A 20,958-nucleotide genomic window follows, 5' to 3' on the forward strand; every position below is an offset into this window, starting at 1 on the left:
ATAGCAGACCGGGATAAACCTGCAAGTCTGTTTTCACAATGCGGCCATTGTACCGTGTTTTCAAGCCCGTCAGATCGGGTTGGAGGAATGTTTTTGTCAGATTGGTCTGCTCTCAATCCCCGTCAACTGGAAGCGGTGACGCTTCCCCCCGGTCCGGCGCTGGTGCTGGCGGGGGCTGGTTCCGGTAAAACCCGGGTTCTGACCAGCCGTATCGCCCATCTGCTCGAAGCGGGTGCGCATCCTGGAGAAATCCTGGCCGTGACCTTTACCAACAAGGCCGCCCGCGCCATGCGCGAGCGCCTCGACGGCATGGTCGCCATGGATCTGCGCGGTTTATGGATGGGGACTTTCCATGGTCTCGCCCATCGCCTGATCCGCCTGCATTTCGAAGCGTTGAAGTTGCCTGCGGATTTTCAGGTGCTGGATGCCGAAGATAGTCAGCGCTTGTTGCGGCGCCTCATGCGCGAGGCGCAGATGGATGAAAAGCAGTGGCCACCCAGGGCCATGGCGGGCCGCATCGGGCGCTGGAAGGATGAAGGCTGGGGACCGGAACAGGTCCTCCGTCATGAAGGGCCAGCAGCGGCGGCTTTTGTGCCGGTTTATCAGGCGTATGAGCAGGCCAAGCAACGTTCTGGCTTGCTGGACTTTGGGGATTTGCTGCTCTATGCCTTGCGCTTGTGGGAGTTTCCGGAAATTCTGGATCATTACCAGCGCCGTTTTCAGCATATTCTGGTGGACGAGTTTCAGGATACCAATGCGGTGCAATATGCCTGGCTGAAGGGCCTGGCAAGGCACGGGCGGATTTTTGTGGTGGGCGATGATGACCAGTCCATTTATGCCTGGCGCGGGGCGCGGGTCGAAAACCTGCTGCGCTTTGGCGAAGATTTTTCCGGCGTGCGGGTGGTGCGACTGGAGCAGAATTATCGCTCTACGGCGGCGATCCTCCAGGCGGCCAATGCCGTCATTGCCCATAATCCCGATCGTCTGGGGAAGACCCTGTGGACGGCAGAACCCGGCGGCGAGTCGGTACATCTGTATACGGCGTACAATGAGTTTGATGAAGCCCGCTATGTGATTGGGCGCATTCAGCAATGGCTGGAAGAAGGGGGTCGGCGTTCGGAATGCGCCATTCTCTATCGTTCCAATGCCCAGTCCCGCGCTTTTGAGGAAGTGCTGGTGCGCGAGGGTCTTCCCTATCGGGTGTACGGCGGGCTGCGCTTTTTTGAACGGGCGGAAATCAAGGATACCCTGGCCTATTTGCGTCTGACGGTGAATCGTCATGATGATGCGTCTTTTGAACGGGTCGTCAATGTTCCCGCGCGGGGTATTGGTGCGGTCACTGTCGAAAAGCTGCGCCAACTGGCCCGTGCCAAGGGCTTGTCCCTCTGGCAGGCGGCAGGAGAGCTGAATCAGGCGAAAATCAATGCCTTTTTGAATCTGATCGATGGCCTTGCCGAGGAAACCAGGGATACAGACCTGGAAGTACGCGTAGAAAGCATCCTGCGCAGGACAGCGCTGCGCGAATGGCATAGTCGCGAGGGTGACCGGGCAGAAGGTCGTCTGGAAAACCTGGATGAACTGGTCAATGCCGCGCGTGCCTACGGTCAGGATTGGCGTGCTGACCCGCAACTGGGAGATCTGGCACCGCAACCCGGCAACATGCTTTCTGAATTTCTCACCCATGCGGCGCTGGAAGCGGGAGACGGGGCCGGCGATGCCTGGGAGGATTGCGTGCAGCTCATGAGCCTGCACAGTGCCAAGGGGCTGGAGTTCCCCCTGGTTTTTCTGGTGGGGTTGGAAGAAGGATTGTTTCCCCATCAACGGTCCCTGGAAGATGCGCAGGGACTCGCTGAAGAGCGCCGCCTGTGTTATGTGGGGATGACTAGGGCCATGCGCCTGTTGGTGCTCAGCCATGCCGAAAGCCGGCGTCTGCATGGCAGTGAACGTCTGGCCATGCCCTCCCGCTTCTTGCGGGAGATTCCCCAGGAGCTGCTGCAGGATTTACGCCCCCGCGCGCGCATCAGCCGTCCCGCCGTGGCGCTGCGTCATGCCGCCCCGGAAATGCCCTACCCTCTGGGTTCACGGTTGCAGCATCCGGTATTTGGTGAAGGAGTGGTGCTGGATTATGAAGCGGGAGGCCGCCAGGGCCGGATTCAGGTCCAGTTCAGTTCGGGGGCCAAGTGGCTGGCCTTGGGCGTCGTCCAGTTACAGCAATTACCCTGAATTTACAGTCCCTGACGGCGCTGGAGAAGAATCCGGTGATATTCTTCGGGATCCTTGCAGAAAGTGATGGCTCCCGGGCGGCGAAAATGCACGGCATCGAGTCGCAGCAGCCAGAAGCGCAAGGCAGCGACCCGAAGCATCGCCAACCACAGTGGTGCTTCGTCAGCCCGTAGCGGGCGTGCAGCCACATAAGCCTCCCATAGCGCTGGGCTCAGGGAGGGGTCGAGCCTGCCGTCGGGCAGCGCACACCAACTATTGGCTACCACGGCCAGATCATAAAGCCAGGCATCATCTCCTGCATAGTAAAAGTCGATGGTGCCGGAAATCTTTTCCCCGGTGAAAAGCACATTGTCGGGAAAGAGGTCGGCGTGGATGACGCCACCCGGCATTTTTTCGCGGTGAATCCGGCGTTGAAAGGCCAGTTCATCGGCAATGATCTGGTTATCCTGAGGGTCAAGATGGGGTATCAGATGTCGGGCAGTGCTTTCCATCCAGGAAAATCCGGCGGGATTGGGATGGCGCTGGGGAAATCCTGCCCCGGCCCGATGCATTTTTGCCAGTAATTCTCCCAGGGCACGGATTTCCGTGAGGGTCGCGGCCCGCCCCACAATGGACTGACCCTGCAAGCACTGGACAATGGCAGCGGGCTTGCCACAGAGGGTGTTCAGGCTGCTGCCACTGCGGGTATGCATGGGGCGGGGGCAGGGAATGCCCTGACTGCTCAACCAGTCAGTCAGATCCAGAAAATAGGGAATCTTGTCGGCGGGCAGACGCTCAAACAAGGTGAGAATGTAGCGACCCTGATCGGTATCCAGAAAATAGTTGCTGTTCTCGACCCCCGCAGGAATACCCGTCAGGGCGCGTGCTTGCCCCAGATCATAGTCCTGAAGAAACTGGGCCAGCTCCGGACCGGAAACATTGGTGTAAACAGACATGGATGCAGTTTCTATCCCGGAAATTCAGCAGGTTTACCAGCGGAATATAATCCACTGGGGCACACTCAAATGTTCCGCGGCAGTTTGGGGGACTTCGGTGAAGCGTCCGGTGCCGCCCTTGTCTTCCAGATAGTAGGGAGGGAAGGGCTTGGGCGGAATCACTTTGACCATGTAGACCCGGCCGTTGACTTTGTACTCTTCGATTTTCGACCCGGTAGGCGCCTTGATTTCCGCATTGGGGCCGATTTTATGGGGGGCGAGTTTGGGCAGGTGCAGTTTTTTGATGTTGTTTTGCCCTGAATTGGGTAGTGCGGCTTCGACATCAGCCACAGCGTTGGCTGCAATGCCCAGGGAAACCGCGGCAACCAGGGTGAGAATCGCGTGACGAGTAGGCATGGGAACTCCTGAAATAGCTAAAGGTTGAGAAGGGCTTCTGTTTCGGCGGCGGAGGGGGCAAAGCCCCGTTTTTCATAGTGGTTGAAAATGGTGGATACCACTTCGTCAGGATCATCAATGAGTGTAATCAGTTTGAGATCGTCCGGGTTGATGGTTCCGAGGCCCAGCATGGCATCCTGCCACCAGGCGATGAGTCCACTCCAGAAAGCCGAACCCACCAGAATGATGGGCATGCGCCGGGTTTTGCCGGTTTGTACCAGGGTCAGGCCTTCTGCCAGTTCATCCAGGGTGCCAAAGCCGCCGGGCATGACGACATAGGCAAGGGCATATTTCATGAACATGACCTTGCGGGAATAAAAATGCTCGAAGGAAACGGCTATATCCTGATAGGGGTTGCTGTGCTGTTCGTGGGGAAGTTCGATATTGAGTCCGATACTGTAACCCGTACCGTGGAAAGCGCCCTTGTTGGCGGCTTCCATGATGCCGGGACCACCCCCGCTGAGCACGGAAAACCCGGCATTGGAGAGCTTTTCGGCAATTTCCTGGGCTTTGAGATACCAGGGATTGTCGGGGCCGAGGCGGGCGGAGCCGAAAATACTGACACAGGGTTCCACATCGACCAGCTTTTCATAACCATGGACAAATTCCGCCATGATCTGAAAGATTTTCCAGGCCTCACGGGTGAGTCGTCCTTCTCCCCCGTCCCGCAGTTTTTCTTCCTTAAGATGTGCCCGCATACTTCGTTCCCGTGTCAATGATGGAGAATTTCCGTATTATGACGGAAATTCGCTGACAAGTCCCAGATCATGTCCCAAGACCCGCGTATTCTCGTTGACGCCTCCAGTTTTCTGTACCGCGCCTTTCATGCCCTTCCCGACTTGCGGGCACCGGACCGATTGCCTACCGGGGCGATATTCGGGGTAGCCAACATGCTGCGGCGGCTGATGAAGGATTATCCCAGCGATGAAATCATTGTGGTGTTTGATGCGCCGGGTGGGACGTTTCGCGACCGTCTTTACCCCCAATACAAGGCTCAGCGCTCCGCCATGCCCGAGGATTTGCGCGCCCAGATTCCACTGTTGCACGAATGGATCCAGGCTTCTGGCCTGCCGCTGCTGCTGGTGCCCGATGTGGAGGCTGACGATGTCATCGGTACCCTCGCCCGCCAGGCCGAGCCGGACCAGAAGGTGATCATCGTCACCGGCGACAAGGATATGGCTCAGCTGGTCGATGGCCAGGTGACCCTGCTGGATACCATGAAAGGGGTGAAAACCGATGTGGCGGGGGTATGGGAGCGTTATGGAGTCGCCCCCGAACACATAGCCGAACTGCTGGCGCTCACCGGGGACAAGGTCGATAACATTCCCGGTGTGCCCGGCGCCGGGCCGAAAACGGCGGCCAAGTGGCTTCAGCAATATGGTAATCTGGAAGGCGTGCTGGCCCATGCCGATGCCATCGGTGGCAAAATTGGTGAGGCATTGCGGGCTTCTTTGGATTATCTCCCGCTCAGTCTGGAGTTGGCCACGATCCGCTGCAATCTGGATTTGCCGGTCCGGTCCTGGCAGCGTTCTCCCGAAAATATCCCGAAATTACGGAGTCTGGCCATGCGCCTGGGCTTTCATGCCTGGCTGAAGGAATATCCCGCCGAAGCGGGAGCGGAACCAGGGGAGCTGGATACCCGTGCAGACTCTGCGGCAGGTTTGCTACCCATTGATCGCAGCCGCTATCGGGCAATCACCACCCAGGCGGAGCTGGAAGGCCTGGTGCAAAAACTGCAGCAAGCTTCCCTGGCGGCGCTGGATACGGAAACCACGGCCCTGGACCCGCTGGATGCCGATCTGGTGGGCATTTCCTGCGCCTGGCAGGAGGCCGAACAGATCGAGGCCGTGTATATCCCGCTGGGCCATCAGGATGGCAGCCCACAGCTGGCGCTGGACCATGTCCTGACGACACTGCGCCCCTGGCTGGAAAACCCCCAGGCCCCAAAACTGGCTCAGAATGCCAAGTATGACTGGCGAGTGTTCTGGCGTTACGGCATTTATCCAGCAGGTTTGTGCCGGGATACGCTGCTGGAAAGCTATGTACTGGATAGCAGTCAGAACAATCATGATCTGGATACCCTGGCGGAGCGGTACCTGCAACACCAGAACATCACCTATGAAGAAGTGGCGGGGAAGGGAAAATCCGCGCGGAATTTTGCCGATGTGCCCGTCACTGAAGCCCTGCCCTATGCGGCGGAAGATGCAGATGTGTGCTGGCGAGTGGATGCCCAACTCTGGCCGCGTTTTGCCCATGAGCCGGGTCTGCATTATGTCCTGATGAACATCGAAATGCCGCTGGTGCTGGTTCTGGCGCGTATGGAACAGGCCGGGGTGCGGGTGGACCCACAGCAGTTGGCGGCCCTCAGTCGTGAACTGAGCAAGGATATGGCCGCTTGTGAAGCCAAGGCCTTTGCGGCGGCCGGACAGTCTTTCAACCTGAGTTCTCCCAAACAGATCCAGGAGATTCTTTTTGATAAAATGCAGTTGCCGGTCCTGAAAAAAACGCCCGGTGGACAGCCTTCCACCAGTGAAGAGGTGCTTACCCAGCTGGCGGTGCAGGCTGAACTCCCCCGCCTGATTCTGGAATACCGGGGCATGGCCAAGCTGAAAAACACCTATGCCGATGCCTTGCCGGAAATGATCAATCCCCGGACCGGACGGGTGCATACCCACTTTCAGCAGGCGGTAGCGGCCACTGGGCGTCTGTCTTCCAGTGCTCCCAATTTGCAGAATATTCCAGTACGCACCGAGCAAGGTCGGCGCATTCGTCAGGCTTTTGTGGCAGAAGCCGGTTTTTGCCTGCTCAGTGCCGATTACTCGCAAATCGAGCTGCGCATCATGGCGCATCTTTCCAGGGACGCCCGTCTTTTGCAGGCTTTTGCCGAGGGCCAGGATATTCATGCCGCGACTGCCGCCGAGGTTTTCAATCTTGCGCCCGAAGCGGTGGACAGCGAAGCCCGGCGAGCCGCCAAGGCCATCAATTTCGGCCTGATTTATGGACAAACCCCCTATGGACTGGCGCAGCAGCTCGGGATTGACCAGAATGCCGCTCGGGCCTATATGGACCGCTATTTCGAACGCTATCCGGGCGTGCTTGCCTACATGGAGCAAACCCGCAACCTGGCCAAGCAGCAGGGCTATGTCGAAACCCTTTTTGGCCGGCGCCTGTATGTTCCCGAGATTCGCTCCAGCAATGCGGCCCGCCGCAATTACGCCGAACGAGCGGCCATCAACGCGCCCATGCAGGGTACGGCAGCGGATCTGATCAAAAAAGCCATGATTGCCGTAGATGCCTGGCTGCAGGAAGACCCGGCAAGGGGCCGGATGATTTTACAAGTTCACGACGAACTCATCCTGGTGGTGCCGGAGAACGGTCTGGAAATCGCCCGCGTCGCCCTCAAGGAGCGCATGGAAGGGGTTGCGGATCTGGCGGTTCCCCTACGGGTCGGTATGGGTGTAGGACCGCATTGGGATGCCGCACATGGTTAGTTTTTGTTGGAGGAAGCCGCACTGCCGCTGCTGAAGCGGAACATTTTCATGACGGCATCATTGTCCAGTTGCTCACCGTTGAGGGCCATGGCCAGCAACTCGCCACCCAGCACCTGAGGGGCGATGATCATATCCGGCTGGACCCGGCGCACCCGCCCCAGATTCTTGCTGTCATTGACGGCCGCGACCGTTTTGGCCGAACCCTCCATTTCCTTGACGGCCAGCACCACGAAGGCGTTTTCCGAATCATCTGCGCCCAGGGCCAGGACCGCCAGGGCTTCTTCGGCGCCGGCATTACGGAGGACGTCCGTATCACTGGAATCCCCGATGATCAGATCGTCTGGCTGATAAATGGAGTGATCGGGCTGATGCCCCATGATCATGACGACGGGTAAATTACGACTTTTCAGCTCGCGATAACTGTTGCGCGCCAGCGGCGTATCACCCGCGATGATATAATGATTTTTCAGGATCATGCGGCGTTTTTCTCCTTGCAGCGCCGATTGCAGCCGGTTATTGATGGCCGGAACAATAATCGCCGATAACGACGTGGCAAATACGGTGATTCCCAGCACAATCAAAGATACCACAAAAAGTCGGGCCTCGTTGGAAACCGGCAGAATATCTCCATAACCCACGGTCGACATGGTCACGATGGAAAAATACAGCGCATCTGACAAGCTATGAATAGGGGGTTTGAATCCATCACCGAGAATATAGGCGCCAAAGACGCCATAACCTATGACCATGATGGCACCCACCAGTGCAAACAGGGTGCCGGTAGCAAGGCTGCTGTGATCAAAGCGACCCCGAAAAATCCACAGAAAAAACACCAGCGCGGCATTGTAGTACAGCAAAGCGGAAATATGCTGTGGATGCTGGTAAATCCCGATGGCCAGCACCGCCGAAGCAATAATCAGGACCATCGCCCAGGCGAAACGGGAGCGAAACAGTAATCCCAAGGACATGATCAGCAGAATGATGCCTGCAGCACCCTGGGGGAGGCCGCGAAAGGCGTCGAGCACAAAGCCGCTGGACATGTCCGCAAGACTGCCGACAAAGCTCAGCCCCAGCAATCGTTCGAGCGCCGGAAGAATGTTGAAAAGGCCAAGAAGCCCAACGGCTGCCGCAATGGGCAGGTGGGGATACCACTGCTCCAGGTGGAGCTGGCGCGCCCAGCGTTCGCCCCGTCCGCGCCAGCGGGCACGCCAGTTCGGGCGTAAAATATGCCAGGGATGGAGGGAATGACTGAACTTTTCCGACATACTTCACTCAAACCCGGTAAGTAAGGAATTGCTTGTCTGGATCCGGTCTATCCTCCCTGGCCGGATCATGAGTCCTCCCCTCCCTTTGAGGGCTCTTTATCCTAAATTCGGCAGTTACCCCTGCTGATTTTATGCGTTCTCTTTGATAAGGTTGGTTTTTTATCGTTAAGGGAGGTTCACCCGATGGGTGAAGCAGAACAACCCCCGCAAAAGGCCATTCCTGCGGCGGCGCAGACCATGATGGTAGACACCCTGGGTGGTCGTATTCAGGTGTCCTGGGACAAAGATGCTGCGGCCACGCCCATGGGCCAGATCGTGTTCTTTGCGGCGTACCTGGAGGCCACGGGTCTGTTTGATACCTGGGTGGAAGATTGTCCCTTGGTTTATACCAGCCCCAATGCCCCACAGAAACGGGACGTGTTGGGGACGCTGCTGCTCTCTATTCTTGCTGGACACCGCCGCTATGCCCATGTCACCGGATTACGCAGTGATGGCGTCAGCCCCCGGATTCTGGGCATGCACAAGATCGTCAGCGAAGACGCCCTGCGCCGGGCTCTGGGGAAGATTCCCGAAGCCGAAGGGACGGCGTGGATGCGGGAGCATCTGTTCAAAAGCGTGGTACCCGCCTGCACGACCCCCTGGATTCTCGATATCGACACCACCGTCAAGCCCTTGTTCGGGCATCAGGAAGGCGCCGAAGTCGGCTACAATCCGCACAAGCCCGGACGTCCCTCCCATGCGTATCACGCGTACTGGATGGGGAACCTGCGCCTGTTGCTGGATGTGGAAGTCACGGCCGGCAATACCACCGCGTCCAACCATGCCCAACCCGGACTGAACCGCGTACTGGACACCCTCACGGCCGAACAACGCCCGCATCTGGTGCGCGGCGACTGTGGTTTTGGCAATGATGCCGTCATCCGCGAGATGGAATCCCGGCAGCAGGCTTATCTCTTCAAATTACGTCAGTCGCCGCGCGTCAAGCGCCTGCTGCAGCGCGTCTTTACCCGCCGCGACTGGACGGATGCCGGGCAAGGCTGGGAAGGCCGCGAGGACCACATTCAACTGGCCGGATGGCAGCAGAACCGCCGGGTCGTCATTCTCCGGCGCTTGCTGAAGGAAAACCTGATCGCTACCCGGGAGGTCAAAGGCCAGATGGCGTTTGCCTTTCTCGACCGGCGCCAGACCAAGGTCTATGAATATGCGGTGCTGGTGACCGATCTGGCAGAAAGCGTTCTGGGTATCGCGCAGTTGTATCGAGACCGGGCGGATGCGGAGAACGGTTTTGACGAACTCAAGAATCAATGGGGCTGGGGTGGTTACACGACCCGGGATCTGGCGCGCTGCCGACTTTCTGCCCGCGCCGTGGGGCTGATTTACAACTGGTGGAGCTGGTATACCCGGTTGGCCTTTCCGGAGATGCGCAAGGAAGCCATCACCAGTCGCCCCTTGCTGCTGTCGGCCATCGGCCGAAGCACCAAACACGCCGGGCAGACCCAGTTGTATTTGACCCCGATGCACGCTGCCCAACAAAAAGTGGAGCGCGGAATCGAGAATATCCGCCAAGGGTTACAGACCATCCGGCAGACTGCGGAGCGGTTGCTGAGAGCGAGCCCATGGGACCTTCTCGCCAGCTATATCGTGGCACAAATCACCCAGTCACCATGGTCACCAGAGGGGGCCATTCCCGCCCTGCCTGGGCCGTAACTGCTTTTTTTAGGTTTATTAACCCCGGCGTCAGTCGGGGTTTCTTTTGCTTCGGCGGAACCCAGCCATCCGGCAAGATGTTGGTGCAATTCATCCAGACCCTGTCCGGTCTGCGCCGAAAACAACTGCATGGCGACACCCTGCAATTCCGGCATGCGCCGCAACCGGGCCATTTCCTGCAAGGCAGCACCACGACTGAGCTTGTCGGCCTTGTTGAGGAGGACGTGGACCGGACGACCACAGCCTGCCGCAAAACCGATCAGATCCGCATCATGGGGGCTGTAAGGATGGCGAATGTCCATGACCAGAATCAGGGCACGCAGGCTGCTGCGCCGCCGCAGGTACTGTTCCAGTAACGGACCCCAGGAGCGGCGCAAGGCCTCGGGGACTTTGGCGTAGCCATAACCGGGCAGATCGATGAGGCGTTGTCCGGGATCCAGATCAAACACATTGATGGCCTGCGTTCGCCCGGGTGTCCGGCTGACCCTGGCCAGAGCGCGGCGTTCGGTGAGCATGTTGATGGTCGATGACTTACCGACATTGGAGCGTCCGGCAATGGCCACTTCGGCCCCATCGTCGGGAGGGAGTTGTCCTGCCTGGGTCACGCTCAGGCGGAAGCTGGCCCGACGTAATGGGGCGAAACGGAAAGGTGTTGGGTTGGTATGGTTCATGCTGAGAGCATAGTCGTCGTCAGTCGGTTCTGGCAATCTGATACTCACGGGCAAGAGGCATGTCCGAGAGGCTTGCTGCCATCAGACCGAGAACCTAGACTGCGAAGCATAAATTCAAGTGAAATCATTCACTGAAAAATCAGGGAGAACGGCTTTGCAAGCAGATGTAGAAGGCTTGGCCTGGCGGCAGCCAGGCTGGCGGTTGCTGGCGCAGTTTTTGGGATCCATGCGTCTGGCCGTCAGTTTGTTGGTGTTGCTGGCCATTGCTTCGGTGATCGGTGTCATATTGCCGGACCGTGACACCTCTCCCGGGCCGAGCTGGTGGGCGCAGTGGAAAGTCAGGGATTGGTGGGCAAACCATACCAGCTGCATCCATAGACACCCTTTCCCGTCCTCGTCCGTGAAGCAGCTTTAAGTATGCACGGCACGGCTTCCATGCCCTTTCCTGAGATATCTTTAATGCTCGGGGTATCATTTGCCGTTGCTCGGGCGCCCCAACGACCGCTTCCAGACTGCTGCCGACCATAAGGGCTCAACAGCGGCGAAGCGCATCACGCAAAAAATCGAACCCAATCCTCTCCTGCTCCAGACGAATGCCTTCCCCCCAATGGTTTTGGCGCAATTGGTCGTAAACGGCGCTTTCTTCAGAGGTTAACCGCGTTAGAGTCCCTGTTTCAGGTCGCGCTTCACTCCCCCAGAGCGCCCTGTGGGCAAGGAGTGTCTGTTGATCCATCAGCAAAGAAACGACATGAGGCAAGAACCCGCGCAATTGGTTGAGAATGGCAAAGCCGTGGGTATCGATGTCCCCCCAATAGTAGATTTTTTTTTCGTGCAGCCAGGGTACGGCCTTGAGATGGTCAAATCCGTATCCCGCCCCGAACACCACCAACGCATTAGAGACATCCGGGAAAGCCAAAAAATTGATCTCATTTTCAGTAATGAATACTTTCGATATTGGTAACTCAAGTGAGGCGAAGGCTGATTGTGTCAGGGTGATATCCTGATCGGCCTCCCGTGATAGCAGCCGGACATTCGCGTCCAGCATCCGAAAACGTACCCGTGACGGTTTATCCAGAAAACCATAGCGACGACAGAACCCACCAATGCCCGTATGCGTTCCATCAATGGAATTTTCCGGCATGACAAGATCAAGCAGTTCCGCCAGCACGCCGCGATGTCCTTCGATCAATTTGCTGTGGACACCCGGCAGGTCGAGCTGACGCAGATAAATGGCTGGGCGAGGATGCTCAAGCAACCAACCGATAACCTCCAGCAGTCGTGGCCAGTCATTGACCAACTCCAAGGCACGCAATGGCCGTTTTGTCAGCCAGGGGAGTAATTCAGACTGTTTGTCTCTGGTCAGTTCAACCAGCGCTGCGAACTGCTCCGCCGCCCGCCGCTTGCCGATCAGTCCAAGAGCGTCCGAAAGTTTGTCGATCCAGATTGCTGCCGGGATTTCATTGGCTCCAAGAACGTGGTGCTTGACGCTGCGCCATTCGATGCGATAAAGATCGGTGGCAACGGATAATTGGCCGATCCAATCCCGCACTTCTTGGAACCGCTCGCTCAGTTCCCGGGAGCTAGGGCCTTTGAGGGTTAGGCGTAGTGGGAATAGCGACTCTCCGTCAGATTCCTTTTCACATAGGGAGGCGAGCAGCACGCCGCGATCCCAAAGCTTTTGCACCTGAATTTTGAGCTCAGCCGAAGTCGTCCACGTCAACCTTGCATCCTTTGTTTCTCGGCTCGATATTCCTCAATGCTCAGGTTGCGCAGGACCGAGTTGCGACCATCGGCATTGTGCACAAAACCGACAGCGGCGACAAAAGGCTCGATGATGTGGATTTTCTGTAAGGGCGTGACGATCAGCAATTGAAGATTGAGCTGCGCAAATAACTGCAAACCATATTGGGCCGATTCATCGGAACCGCGTCCGAACGCCTCATCAATGACCACGAAACGGAAGGAACGGGAGCGCACCACGCCCCACTCCAGACCAAATTGATATGCCAGGCTGGCGGCGAGGATGGTATAGGCGAGCTTTTCCTTCTGACCGCCGGATTTCCCGCCGGAATCGGCATAGTGTTCATGCTCGGTGTTGTCTTCACGCCAGCGCTCGCTGGCGGCGAATACGAACCAGTTGCGCACATCGGTCACCTTGGCCGTCCAGCGCCGATCCATATCCGAGTGTTCATCACGGCCTCGAAACCGCTCAATGATCCGCTTCACCTGGAGAAATTTTGCCTCCGAGTACTGCGCATCCTCCGAGCCGGTGAGCGCACCTTCGGTACAGGTACGCAACTCGGTCTGGAAATCACGGATGTCGGCGTCGAGATTCATCTGTGCTTCGAGACTGATATAGCGGCCCGGGTTGTAATCAATTTGGGTGAGTGATTCGTTGATCTGGGCAATGCGCTCCTTGATGGTTTCCCGTTTGCGTGCCAGCTGGGATTGAAAATTCGCCACCTCGCGGATGGTGTTCTCGTTCAGAAGTTCCTTGAAACGTCCTTCAAACCGGGGTAAGTCATCGGCCTGCAATTGATCCAGCATTGACCTGTATTCGGAAGCGGCAGCCAGGTTGACATCCACGTCTTTGGTCTCAAGTTCCCACTTCCCTTTGTATTCTGTCATAGCCTTGACGATCTTTTCGGACAGGCGCTTGATCTTTGAATCTTCGGCGTCGATCCTGGTCTGCAGCCAGTCACGCATATCGCGCTCGCGATTGTCGCAAGATTCGACAGCCAGCATCTGACCGCCAAGCGCCTCCTCACGCATCGCTTCCAGCAGTTCAAATCTCTGAACAATATCTTCTGTTATTTCGGCTAAAAGAGCTTGCGCTTGTTCCCGCAGATCTTGCGCAGCACTGATTTTTTGCTCGGTTTTCGAACGGTTATCCTTCCGTTCATCAAGCTGAATCTCCGTTTGTTTCAATTCGCCTTCGAGGGCAGCCAATTGTGACGTCAGAATCTTGAGCAGATCAGAAGCCGCTTCCAGCTCACGTTTCTCGGATTCCAACCTGGCGATGACAACCGCCACGGGTTTCCAGTCGAGATCACGAAAGTCGGTGTATTCCCCCAGCTTCGAGAGGATAGAGAGCTGTTCTTTGAGGATGGATTGTTCCTTCTGCAGTGTGCTGATGCGACCGGCAAGTTCGGCAAGATGTGTTTCCTGCCGCTTGGCGTCTTTTTCCAACGCCGCGATTTTTTCGGCATTGCTCCAACCGAGGACATAATGCCGGCGATCATCTATCCGATGCCGGTCATCCTTTTCATGCCGCTCCCCGGGTGCCTTGATCTGTCCGGCCTTGGTAATGGCACGGGTCTCGCGGCGGAACTGATCCTGGTTCTCACAGCAGGCCAGATCAAAACGGTGGGCCACCTCCCGTTCGATCCAGTCGTAAAAAGGCGAATCGGGCTTGACTTGCAGCTTACGCACCAGTGAGTCGGGATGAAGCGAAGGCAACTCGCCGCGCACACCTTCCCGCACCCGGAAATAGACCAGCCGACCGCTCAGGTGAGTTTGGTCAACCCACTGCGCCACCTTGGCGTAATACCGATCCGGAACCAGCAGAGACAGGCCGAAGCCGTGCAGCAGTCTTTCGATGGCCCCTTCCCAGTCACGCTCCTCCTCGCGCACCTGCAGCAGTTCACCGGCAAACGGCATCTCCTCCTCAGCCAGATTCAGCGCCTGACATAGCACTCGCCGCATGGCGATCTGTTTTTCGTCGATATTGCTGACTCGGGCTTTCAACCCCGTAATTTCCGTTAGCAGCTGATCGTATTCGTCCTTTCCCTGTTTAAATGCGACACCAGCCTCATTGAAATCATTCTGTGTACGGGCTTCGGCTTCTTCTGCCGTTTCGCGCCACTGGGCGGCTTCAGATCGTTGACGCAGAAATTCTTCTCCGGTCGCGGCGGGATGTTGCCCCAAGGCGCGTACCAGCTCCTCATAGCGGGATGCTTTCCGCTTTCTACGCTCCAGTTCCTCCTGTTTTTGGAGAATTTCCTGACCGATGCTTTCAATCCGGGCGCCACCATTTTCTGCGATGCTACGGCGAAGTTCGTGCTCCTGCCCCTGCTGGGCACGACGCTGCTCCTCCAATCGCTCGATAGCGACCCGGTGCCGGGTCAACTCTTCATTCAGCAAGGTGAGTCGTTTCTCCAGGAGATCGCGTTTCAGGGTGGCAAACCATGGCTGCAGGGCATCACGGCAAGCGCGCAAATTATCCGCCGTTTGCGCCAAATCCCGATGCCGCTCACAATCGGCCACCAGAGGTGTAAGCATCTCCATCTGGCGTTTGGCCTTGAGAACCGCCTCGTGAGCACGGTTGAGATCCTCAAAGTGGCCGATCAGGGCTTCGATGAGCGGCGCAGCATCTAAGGGCTCAAGCATGTGGCTGCGCACGAAGTCGGTCAGGTTCCCGACCGATTTGAGCGACACCGTCTGATGAAACAGATCCAATGCCTGTTCGTTATCGATGCCGAAACGACGACGAAACCAGGCACCGTATGGCGGAAAGCTGTCGAACAACTCGACACCTCTTGACCGCAACTGTTTGCGAAGGCCAGCCATCTCACTGCCGAATCCGGAAAAATCGTCCGCAATGCTCAGATCGCGTTCACAGGCCGCATACATATGAGCCGGTTGCGTATGGGCCTCTTTCGCCCAGAAGACCTGCGCCAGAGTAACGGTCTTGTTGTAACCTGCGTTGTGAAAAACGCCGAGGATCACCGAATAACTGTTGAAGTCGCGCAGTGCGACCGGCTTCGCGCTACCCAAGGTTTCCTGCCGCTCCGACTTGTAAAAACCCAGCACATAAGACTTGAGCGAACGTTCACGGCTGTCGGCCCCCGCCGCCTTGTTATAAGCAACACGATGACTCGGCACCAGCAGGGTGGTGACGGCATCGACCAAGGTTGATTTTCCGGAACCGATATCCCCGGTGAGAAGACCGTTTTTCCCACCTAGACGCAGCGTCCAGACCCGCCCGTCAAAGGTTCCCCAGTTAAAAACCTCGAGTCGTTGTAGGCGAAAACCGGCCAGCCGGTCATCGGCCATGAATTCTAATTCAAGCGCTTCTGTCATGCATTTCCTCCAGCGGTCCAGCGATCTGCTGTCGATATTCCGCCAATCGTTCGTCAAAATCGGCGAGCCATTGCGCATCGACGAACGCCTTGATAATGCGCCGCACTTCAATCATCTGCTCCTGCCCGCGCAAGCGGCGGATAAAGCCGAGCTCGGCAATCTTGTTCAGGATGGCATCAAGCTGATCGATGAGTTTCACCTCGTTGCTGCTCGCCGGTAGAAAAATTCGGATCAATTCCATCACTTCATCCCGGGAAAGAATCAAACGCGTATCGCCGCCACCAGCGTCGAACTCGGCCAGTTTTTTCCGTAATAGAGCGAGCAGCAAACTGACCGGATAGGAGAGTTGCCGCCGGGCAACCAGACGTGGCATGTCAGCCTGACCGTCGTCATTCTCATCCTGCCGGGAACGCAAAAAAGCGTAGCCTTCCGCTTCGTCGAGCAGCAGATCCAGACCAAGCACTGCGACATAATCCCGAACACCCGCTTGCAGATTCAGCAGCGCGCCCCACAATCCTGGGTTATCCTCCTGATAGAGTACGCCCTTGAGCAGAGGCACCACCACGAACGAGAGTTCGTAGGTCGGCTTAGTCGAATGGCTGGGGTGGGTATCGGCAACACTCATCATCAATCCTTCAGCAAAATAATACGCGGCAAGGTCGCCTGGCGCTTGACGCCAGTCTCCAGCCGCCAGCTCACCTGTTCCTGCACCTCATCGTCCACGGCCGTTTTGGGCCATTCTCCAGCCAGCTGCAGATAGGCAACCAGTTCGGCCAAACCGTGACGCAACGGATGGCGAGTCACCAGCTCGGCAAGGCTGATCTGGCCGCGATCTTGAAGTTCCAACCGAATATTCCGGCTCAACTCGGCCCGGTCAACCACCACTTGGGCATAGAGAGCCGCCGTATCCACATCCGCATCCCCTTCGTCCAACGCCATCTCGTCAATGAGGGTCTTGAGCGGCGGCCGATAGAGAGGTCGTTCCAGGGGGAGTTCAACCTGAGCTGCGGTCTCGTTCAAGGGCATGAAATCCCCCGATGGTAACTCCTCGCGCAACGCCAGTGCATGGTTTTCGAGGCTATGTAGGATGTCCATGATGCGGCGGTTCTCCAGCCAGGCCTGATCATCGAGAAATCGCCGCAGCTGCTCGGAAAGCTTCGCCACCGTCCGCTGCGTGTGTTCACCCGCTTCCAGCCAGTCGTAATGTACGCGTTGCAGACGGGATTCAGGGCGCATGGCGACGATCGGTGGAAGGGACAAAACCTGTTCCAGCAGGCGGGTCAATTCTTCCTGACGGGTCTGGGACATCAGAAAATCCCAGAATGCCCGAAAGCTTTTGCCCTGGTCGGAATCGGCGATAGCATCGCGCTCGCCCATGATCTCCTCGAGCAGCGTCCCTTTTGCTCCTTCCCAAAGGGCAATGCGTTCGCGCACCCGCCGGTCAAGCATGCGAAAATTGTGCTCCACCTCGCGAAAGTCGGTCAGCAGATCTCGAGCCATCTGCAAAAACTGTTGAAAGCGATCCTTCAGACCGGTGTCGTCCAGAAGCGGAATTTCACCCGCCAGAATGCGGGCGATCTCCGCGTCTATGTCACTGCGGCGCTTTTGCAGTTCTGCGATTCGCACTTGCGGATCGGTCTGGCTCCCTTCACTCATCTGTCGGAGCAGATCGAACAGGGTCAGCAGACGGGATTCCGTCCCGACAAAGGCGCGTTCGGTCAGTCCCTCTAGCCAGGCCAAGGCCTTCTCCGTCGCGGGCGTCAGATCAAAGTGTGGTTCATCCGTCCCGGACGGATAGAACTTGCGCAGCCACCCCTTGTCATTTTCGGCCCAGTCGTTGAGATAGCCTTGCGCGGTTCCGGGAAAGGCCTCAGCCCCCAGCTGCTCGCGCAGGGCGAAGAGCTCATCTTCCAACGCCTCGACCAAATCTGCCTGAGACAAATTGCGGACATTGGGCACGATGAACACCCGATGCAGAAAACCAGCCACCAGCGGTGCATGCTGAGCACGCAACAACCGCCATGCTGGGTGGTTCTGGCGGAGCAGCTCTAAGGTGGCGTAGTTCAGTGCCATGTGTTCATCAGTGGGCCTCCAGACAGAAGCTGATAGTAGTTGTCATGCACGGATATCGCGGTCCCTCCCGCCCGGATCGAAAACCAGCGCCGGGCTTTCCCCGTCGTTCATGAAGCACTCAAGGACGACGAAGTTTTCATTTCGGTCGAAACGCCACTGGGTGCCGATCTTCGAGGCGGGTAATTCGCCACGCTGGGCCATGCCGTCGATTTTATCCATGACCTCACCGTGCGGAAGAGATTCTTTGTGCCAAAAATGATAAAGAAAGATAGCCTTGGCCATCCATAAAGACAAGAGAGAGCGGGGAACCTGGGTTGTTTGCGGGATTCTTTTCGATGCTTGGCCGCTGAAGCCTGTAGGATGATGGGAATTACTGGCGTGGTCGACTAAAAAACCGTCGAAACAGGAGCAGATACGCTCCCTGCAGGGCCACCGCCAGCAAAAATGGGGTGATCAGCATTTCCGCCTGAAAGAAGAGGCCAGCGATACTCGGGCCGATGGCTCTTGGAGCCTGCAGGGACAGGCTGTTCACGGTGGCTGCCAGACCTCTTTTTTCCTTTCCAACCAGCCCTAGAAACAGCGCCTGTCGCGAGCCAGTGCTGCCCTGGTTCAAAGCAGCGCGGGAAATATATAGCAGCATCGCCAGCCAGAATACCGGCGCAAACGGTAATGCCAGCATCAATATCAGCCCGAGCAGGCGCATGCGGGTCACGGTTCCCACCATGCCAAAGCGTTTGGTGAGGCGCAGGCCAAGTAAAGACATGACTGCTGCGCTAAAAAAAGCCAAAGACATGGCCCCGCCGATAGCTGCCGGACCAACGCCAAAACGCAAATGGAACCAGTAAGCCATCAGCGGGCCGACCATGCCAATGCCCAAGCCGTTCAGGGCATTGATGGCAGCAAAGCGCAGCAAAATTTTCCCTGGTGTCGAAGACACTTCCACCCCTGCCGCGACGGATTTTTCCGGTTCGGCGACAAGCCCTGCTTCCCGATCCGTCTCCTCTGAAGACAAGGAAACCTCTTTGGCCTGCCGTAAAAAAAACAAACAAGCGATGGATCCCAGCAGGACGACCATAAACAAGGATCGATAGGCTTCTGGACCTGGGAGTATGCCTTGCAGCAGTCCAGGTATGGTCGCCAGTAATGCGCCAGTAGCCATCCCCACCAACCCTACGCTGGTATTCAGATGAAAAACCCGGCTCCACTGAAGCTGAGAGACACTGCGAGACATCCATGCTTGTTCCGCTGGAGCAAAGGGACCGGCACCACCATTGGCCCCTCTGCCGAATGCCCCGAAAATGGCCGCAAGGGCAAGCCAGACCGGCTGGGCAGTACTCAAGGCAATGCCGGCGGCAATCATTTGAACCGCTTCATACCCCAACAAAAAGCATTTGGCGCCGAAACGGTCGCTGAGTGGTCCCACTATGAGGGTTGCCAGGGCACCCAGCAGCAAACTCAAGGTGTACAGGCCGCCGATACGGATGGCTGACCAATGCAAGACATGCAGATAGAGGGCAAAGTCCACAACCAGTGCGCCCTGACCAACACTTCGGGCCACCCGCGCGCCCATGAGCAGGCGCGCATTACGAGGAAGGTCCGGGAACACTCAGAGAAAAGCGCGGCAGCGCTGATTTAGCGCATAGTGTGGCTGCAGCGCGTGATCTGATTGCGCTGATCCACATAGACGAGACGAGGATGAAATTCAGCAGACTGATCTTCGGGGATTTGTGCATAGGCGGCAATAATCAGGACATCGCCCAGAGCCACGCGCCGGGCTGCTGCGCCGTTCACCGAAATGATTCCCGAGCCCGCCGCTGCAGGAATGGCATAAGTGCTGAAACGGTCACCATTGTGGACATTATAGATATGGACTTGTTCGTAAGGATAAATGCCCGCGCTGTTCAGCAGATTGGTATCGATAGCACAAGAGCCTTCATACTCCAGTTCGACATCCGTCACCCGAACCCGATGCAGTTTGCCTTTGAGCATGGTGAGCAGGATCATGGGCGATCCTCATCCCGCTGATGCTTTTTTGCCAGAAGGTTGATACCCACTGCAACAATGATCAGCAGCAAGGGGGTTCCTACCATGATGACAATTTCTCCCCAGAGACTGAGCATAAGATGACCTCCTCCCAATAACGCTGGGGAGAGTTTACTCCCAGGAAGGGCAATGGGGGAATGCTTTGTGTTGCAGTCACCCCCAAACCTGGGCCGCGACTGCATATCGGGAAAAAAATCACTTGTTGCTGAGACAGGACTTCATGAAGGACTTGCGTTCGGTACCTTTTTTACCCTTGGCTTCCACATTGCAGGTTTTCATACGCATCTGCTGGGAGTTCAGTTTCTTTTCGGGTGCCTTGGCTTTTTCCTCCTCGGCCGTCTTCATTTTGGTCTCGGGGGCTTTTGCCGCGGGCACCGCTGTTTCGCCTTTCAGGCAAGACTTCATGAACACCTTGTGCTCTTCACCCTTCTTGCCCTTGGCATCGGCATTGCAGGTTTTCATGCGTTCCTGTTGGGGTGTAAGGGGCTTGACGGCATGGATCGTGGTTTCAGCAAAGGCAACAATGGGTACCAGAAGAGACAGACACAGTAATGACATCACGCTCTTTTTAAACATCTTTTGTTCCTTTCCTTGGTGGATAATACAACATGAATAGTATTTCATATCCTTGAGTTGGAAAACAGCCGACATATGAATTACCAACACTTTACAGGAGAAATCCAGTATCCATTCAGGGATGACCGTGTAAATGCTAAGATGCCGCCTATCCGATCACTGGTGGATTTCATGAGCATGAATAGAGAAGCAGCTGAAGCACAAATTGCCCTGGGGGCCGTGGATATTCTCCCGGAAGGAGAAATCACCAAGCGCCTGGAGCTTGCGGCGGAAAAATCCGCGCCACTGAGAATCAAGCTCGGCATGGATCCCACCGCTCCGGACCTGCACTTCGGCCATGCGGTGCTCCTCCATAAGGCGCGACAGTTTCAGGATCTGGGGCATAAGTTACTGTTCATCGTGGGTGATTTCACGGCGATGATTGGTGATCCCACCGGGAAGAATGCCACCCGCAAAC

The 20,958-nt window shown here is 56.9% G+C and carries 18 protein-coding genes (1 of these 18 running past the window's edge); 5 read left to right on the forward strand and 13 right to left on the reverse strand.

The window, feature by feature from the left end:
- Positions 1-87 precede the first annotated feature (87 nt).
- Positions 88-2,223 (forward strand): UvrD-helicase domain-containing protein, encoded by a 2,136-nt coding sequence (locus ACJU26_RS00345; RefSeq protein WP_414040589.1) that lies wholly within the window; start codon positions 88-90, stop codon positions 2,221-2,223.
- 2 nt (positions 2,224-2,225) lie between these two features.
- Here the strand turns inward: ACJU26_RS00345 and ACJU26_RS00350 are convergent, their stop codons facing one another.
- From ACJU26_RS00350 to ACJU26_RS00360, 3 genes are read right to left on the reverse strand one after another with little or no spacing between them, the layout of a single operon-like run.
- Positions 2,226-3,158 (reverse strand): homoserine kinase, encoded by a 933-nt coding sequence (locus ACJU26_RS00350; protein WP_414040590.1) that lies wholly within the window; start codon positions 3,156-3,158, stop codon positions 2,226-2,228.
- A 33-nt stretch (positions 3,159-3,191) separates the two neighbouring features.
- Entirely contained in the window at positions 3,192-3,554 is a 363-nt protein-coding gene (locus ACJU26_RS00355) for a DUF2782 domain-containing protein (RefSeq protein ID WP_414040591.1), read from the reverse strand.
- Between the two features lie 17 nt (positions 3,555-3,571).
- On the reverse strand, positions 3,572-4,291 hold the full coding sequence (locus tag ACJU26_RS00360; RefSeq protein WP_414040592.1) for a TIGR00730 family Rossman fold protein: 720 nt from the start codon (positions 4,289-4,291) through the stop codon (positions 3,572-3,574).
- Positions 4,292-4,360: 69 nt separating this feature from the next.
- Between ACJU26_RS00360 and polA the strand changes: the two genes are divergently transcribed.
- Complete coding sequence (polA, locus tag ACJU26_RS00365; RefSeq protein ID WP_414040593.1) at positions 4,361-7,084, forward strand: DNA polymerase I; 2,724 nt, start codon at positions 4,361-4,363, stop codon at positions 7,082-7,084.
- Here the strand turns inward: polA and kch are convergent.
- Positions 7,081-8,349 carry a voltage-gated potassium channel protein gene (gene kch, locus ACJU26_RS00370; protein ID WP_414040594.1) on the reverse strand — a complete coding sequence of 423 codons (1,269 nt, stop codon included), beginning with the start codon at positions 8,347-8,349 and terminating at the stop codon, positions 7,081-7,083. The two genes, polA and kch, sit on opposite strands and share 4 nt — an antisense overlap.
- Positions 8,350-8,532: 183 nt before the next feature.
- Between kch and ACJU26_RS00375 the strand changes: the two genes are divergently transcribed.
- Complete coding sequence (locus tag ACJU26_RS00375; RefSeq protein WP_414039217.1) at positions 8,533-10,056, forward strand: transposase; 1,524 nt, start codon at positions 8,533-8,535, stop codon at positions 10,054-10,056.
- On the opposite strand, the gene yihA is transcribed toward ACJU26_RS00375, so the two are convergent.
- Positions 9,984-10,763 (reverse strand): ribosome biogenesis GTP-binding protein YihA/YsxC, encoded by a 780-nt coding sequence (gene yihA, locus ACJU26_RS00380; RefSeq protein ID WP_414040595.1) that lies wholly within the window; start codon positions 10,761-10,763, stop codon positions 9,984-9,986. The two genes, ACJU26_RS00375 and yihA, sit on opposite strands and share 73 nt — an antisense overlap.
- Positions 10,764-10,881: 118 nt before the next feature.
- On the opposite strand from yihA, the gene ACJU26_RS00385 reads away from it, so the two are divergent.
- On the forward strand, positions 10,882-11,142 hold the full coding sequence (locus ACJU26_RS00385; RefSeq protein WP_414040596.1) for a cytochrome c biogenesis protein ResB: 261 nt from the start codon (positions 10,882-10,884) through the stop codon (positions 11,140-11,142).
- Positions 11,143-11,259: 117 nt separating this feature from the next.
- On the opposite strand, the gene ACJU26_RS00390 is transcribed toward ACJU26_RS00385, so the two are convergent.
- The 8 genes from ACJU26_RS00390 to ACJU26_RS00425 form a co-directional block, all read right to left on the reverse strand.
- Positions 11,260-12,447: a Wadjet anti-phage system protein JetD domain-containing protein gene (locus ACJU26_RS00390; RefSeq protein ID WP_414040597.1), complete on the reverse strand. Its 1,188-nt coding sequence runs from the start codon at positions 12,445-12,447 to the stop codon at positions 11,260-11,262.
- Positions 12,444-15,887, reverse strand: a complete 3,444-nt coding sequence (locus tag ACJU26_RS00395) for an ATP-binding protein (RefSeq protein ID WP_414040598.1) — start codon at positions 15,885-15,887, stop codon at positions 12,444-12,446. The genes ACJU26_RS00390 and ACJU26_RS00395 overlap by 4 nt, the downstream gene beginning before the upstream one ends.
- Positions 15,793-16,437 (reverse strand): DUF4194 domain-containing protein, encoded by a 645-nt coding sequence (locus ACJU26_RS00400; protein ID WP_414040599.1) that lies wholly within the window; start codon positions 16,435-16,437, stop codon positions 15,793-15,795. Before ACJU26_RS00400 ends, ACJU26_RS00395 begins: the two co-directional genes overlap by 95 nt.
- Positions 16,437-17,882 carry a DUF3375 domain-containing protein gene (locus tag ACJU26_RS00405; protein WP_414040600.1) on the reverse strand — a complete coding sequence of 482 codons (1,446 nt, stop codon included), beginning with the start codon at positions 17,880-17,882 and terminating at the stop codon, positions 16,437-16,439. The genes ACJU26_RS00400 and ACJU26_RS00405 overlap by 1 nt, the downstream gene beginning before the upstream one ends.
- Positions 17,883-17,924: 42 nt before the next feature.
- Positions 17,925-18,101: a hypothetical protein gene (locus ACJU26_RS00410; protein WP_414040601.1), complete on the reverse strand. Its 177-nt coding sequence runs from the start codon at positions 18,099-18,101 to the stop codon at positions 17,925-17,927.
- A gap of 151 nt (positions 18,102-18,252) precedes the next feature.
- The gene (locus tag ACJU26_RS00415) at positions 18,253-19,452 is read right to left on the reverse strand and encodes an MFS transporter (protein ID WP_414040602.1); all 1,200 of its coding nucleotides are present in this window, start codon (positions 19,450-19,452) and stop codon (positions 18,253-18,255) included.
- 62 nt (positions 19,453-19,514) lie between these two features.
- Complete coding sequence (gene panD / locus ACJU26_RS00420) at positions 19,515-19,886, reverse strand: aspartate 1-decarboxylase (RefSeq protein WP_414040603.1); 372 nt, start codon at positions 19,884-19,886, stop codon at positions 19,515-19,517.
- 234 nt (positions 19,887-20,120) lie between these two features.
- Positions 20,121-20,501: a PsiF family protein gene (locus ACJU26_RS00425; RefSeq protein WP_414040604.1), complete on the reverse strand. Its 381-nt coding sequence runs from the start codon at positions 20,499-20,501 to the stop codon at positions 20,121-20,123.
- 171 nt (positions 20,502-20,672) lie between these two features.
- Between ACJU26_RS00425 and tyrS the strand changes: the two genes are divergently transcribed.
- On the forward strand, positions 20,673-20,958 hold the 5' end (the start) of the coding sequence (tyrS, locus tag ACJU26_RS00430; protein ID WP_414040605.1) for a tyrosine--tRNA ligase. The gene runs 947 nt beyond the window's last position; 286 of the gene's 1,233 nt are visible here — the first part of the coding sequence; it begins with the start codon at positions 20,673-20,675; the stop codon falls past the right edge of the window.

This window comes from Acidithiobacillus sp. M4-SHS-6 (assembly GCF_047421495.1).
GTDB lineage: Bacteria > Pseudomonadota > Gammaproteobacteria > Acidithiobacillales > Acidithiobacillaceae > Acidithiobacillus.

Excerpts from the sequence above, each read along its gene's own strand:
- ACJU26_RS00375 (WP_414039217.1), top strand. The coding sequence starts at position 8,533 with ATGGGTGAAGCAGAACAACCCCCGCAAAAGGCCATTCCTGCGGCGGCG.
- ACJU26_RS00355 (WP_414040591.1), bottom strand. The coding sequence starts at position 3,554 with ATGCCTACTCGTCACGCGATTCTCACCCTGGTTGCCGCGGTTTCCCTG.
- ACJU26_RS00360 (WP_414040592.1), bottom strand. The coding sequence starts at position 4,291 with ATGCGGGCACATCTTAAGGAAGAAAAACTGCGGGACGGGGGAGAAGGA.
- ACJU26_RS00425 (WP_414040604.1), bottom strand. The coding sequence starts at position 20,501 with ATGTTTAAAAAGAGCGTGATGTCATTACTGTGTCTGTCTCTTCTGGTA.
- ACJU26_RS00395 (WP_414040598.1), bottom strand. The coding sequence starts at position 15,887 with ATGCGCAATGGCTCGCCGATTTTGACGAACGATTGGCGGAATATCGAC.
- ACJU26_RS00400 (WP_414040599.1), bottom strand. The coding sequence starts at position 16,437 with ATGATGAGTGTTGCCGATACCCACCCCAGCCATTCGACTAAGCCGACC.
- kch (WP_414040594.1), bottom strand. The coding sequence starts at position 8,349 with ATGTCGGAAAAGTTCAGTCATTCCCTCCATCCCTGGCATATTTTACGC.
- ACJU26_RS00350 (WP_414040590.1), bottom strand. The coding sequence starts at position 3,158 with ATGTCTGTTTACACCAATGTTTCCGGTCCGGAGCTGGCCCAGTTTCTT.
- ACJU26_RS00410 (WP_414040601.1), bottom strand. The coding sequence starts at position 18,101 with ATGGATAAAATCGACGGCATGGCCCAGCGTGGCGAATTACCCGCCTCG.
- panD (WP_414040603.1), bottom strand. The coding sequence starts at position 19,886 with ATGATCCTGCTCACCATGCTCAAAGGCAAACTGCATCGGGTTCGGGTG.
- ACJU26_RS00405 (WP_414040600.1), bottom strand. The coding sequence starts at position 17,882 with ATGGCACTGAACTACGCCACCTTAGAGCTGCTCCGCCAGAACCACCCA.
- polA (WP_414040593.1), top strand. The coding sequence starts at position 4,361 with ATGTCCCAAGACCCGCGTATTCTCGTTGACGCCTCCAGTTTTCTGTAC.
- ACJU26_RS00415 (WP_414040602.1), bottom strand. The coding sequence starts at position 19,452 with ATGGGCGCGCGGGTGGCCCGAAGTGTTGGTCAGGGCGCACTGGTTGTG.
- ACJU26_RS00345 (WP_414040589.1), top strand. The coding sequence starts at position 88 with ATGTTTTTGTCAGATTGGTCTGCTCTCAATCCCCGTCAACTGGAAGCG.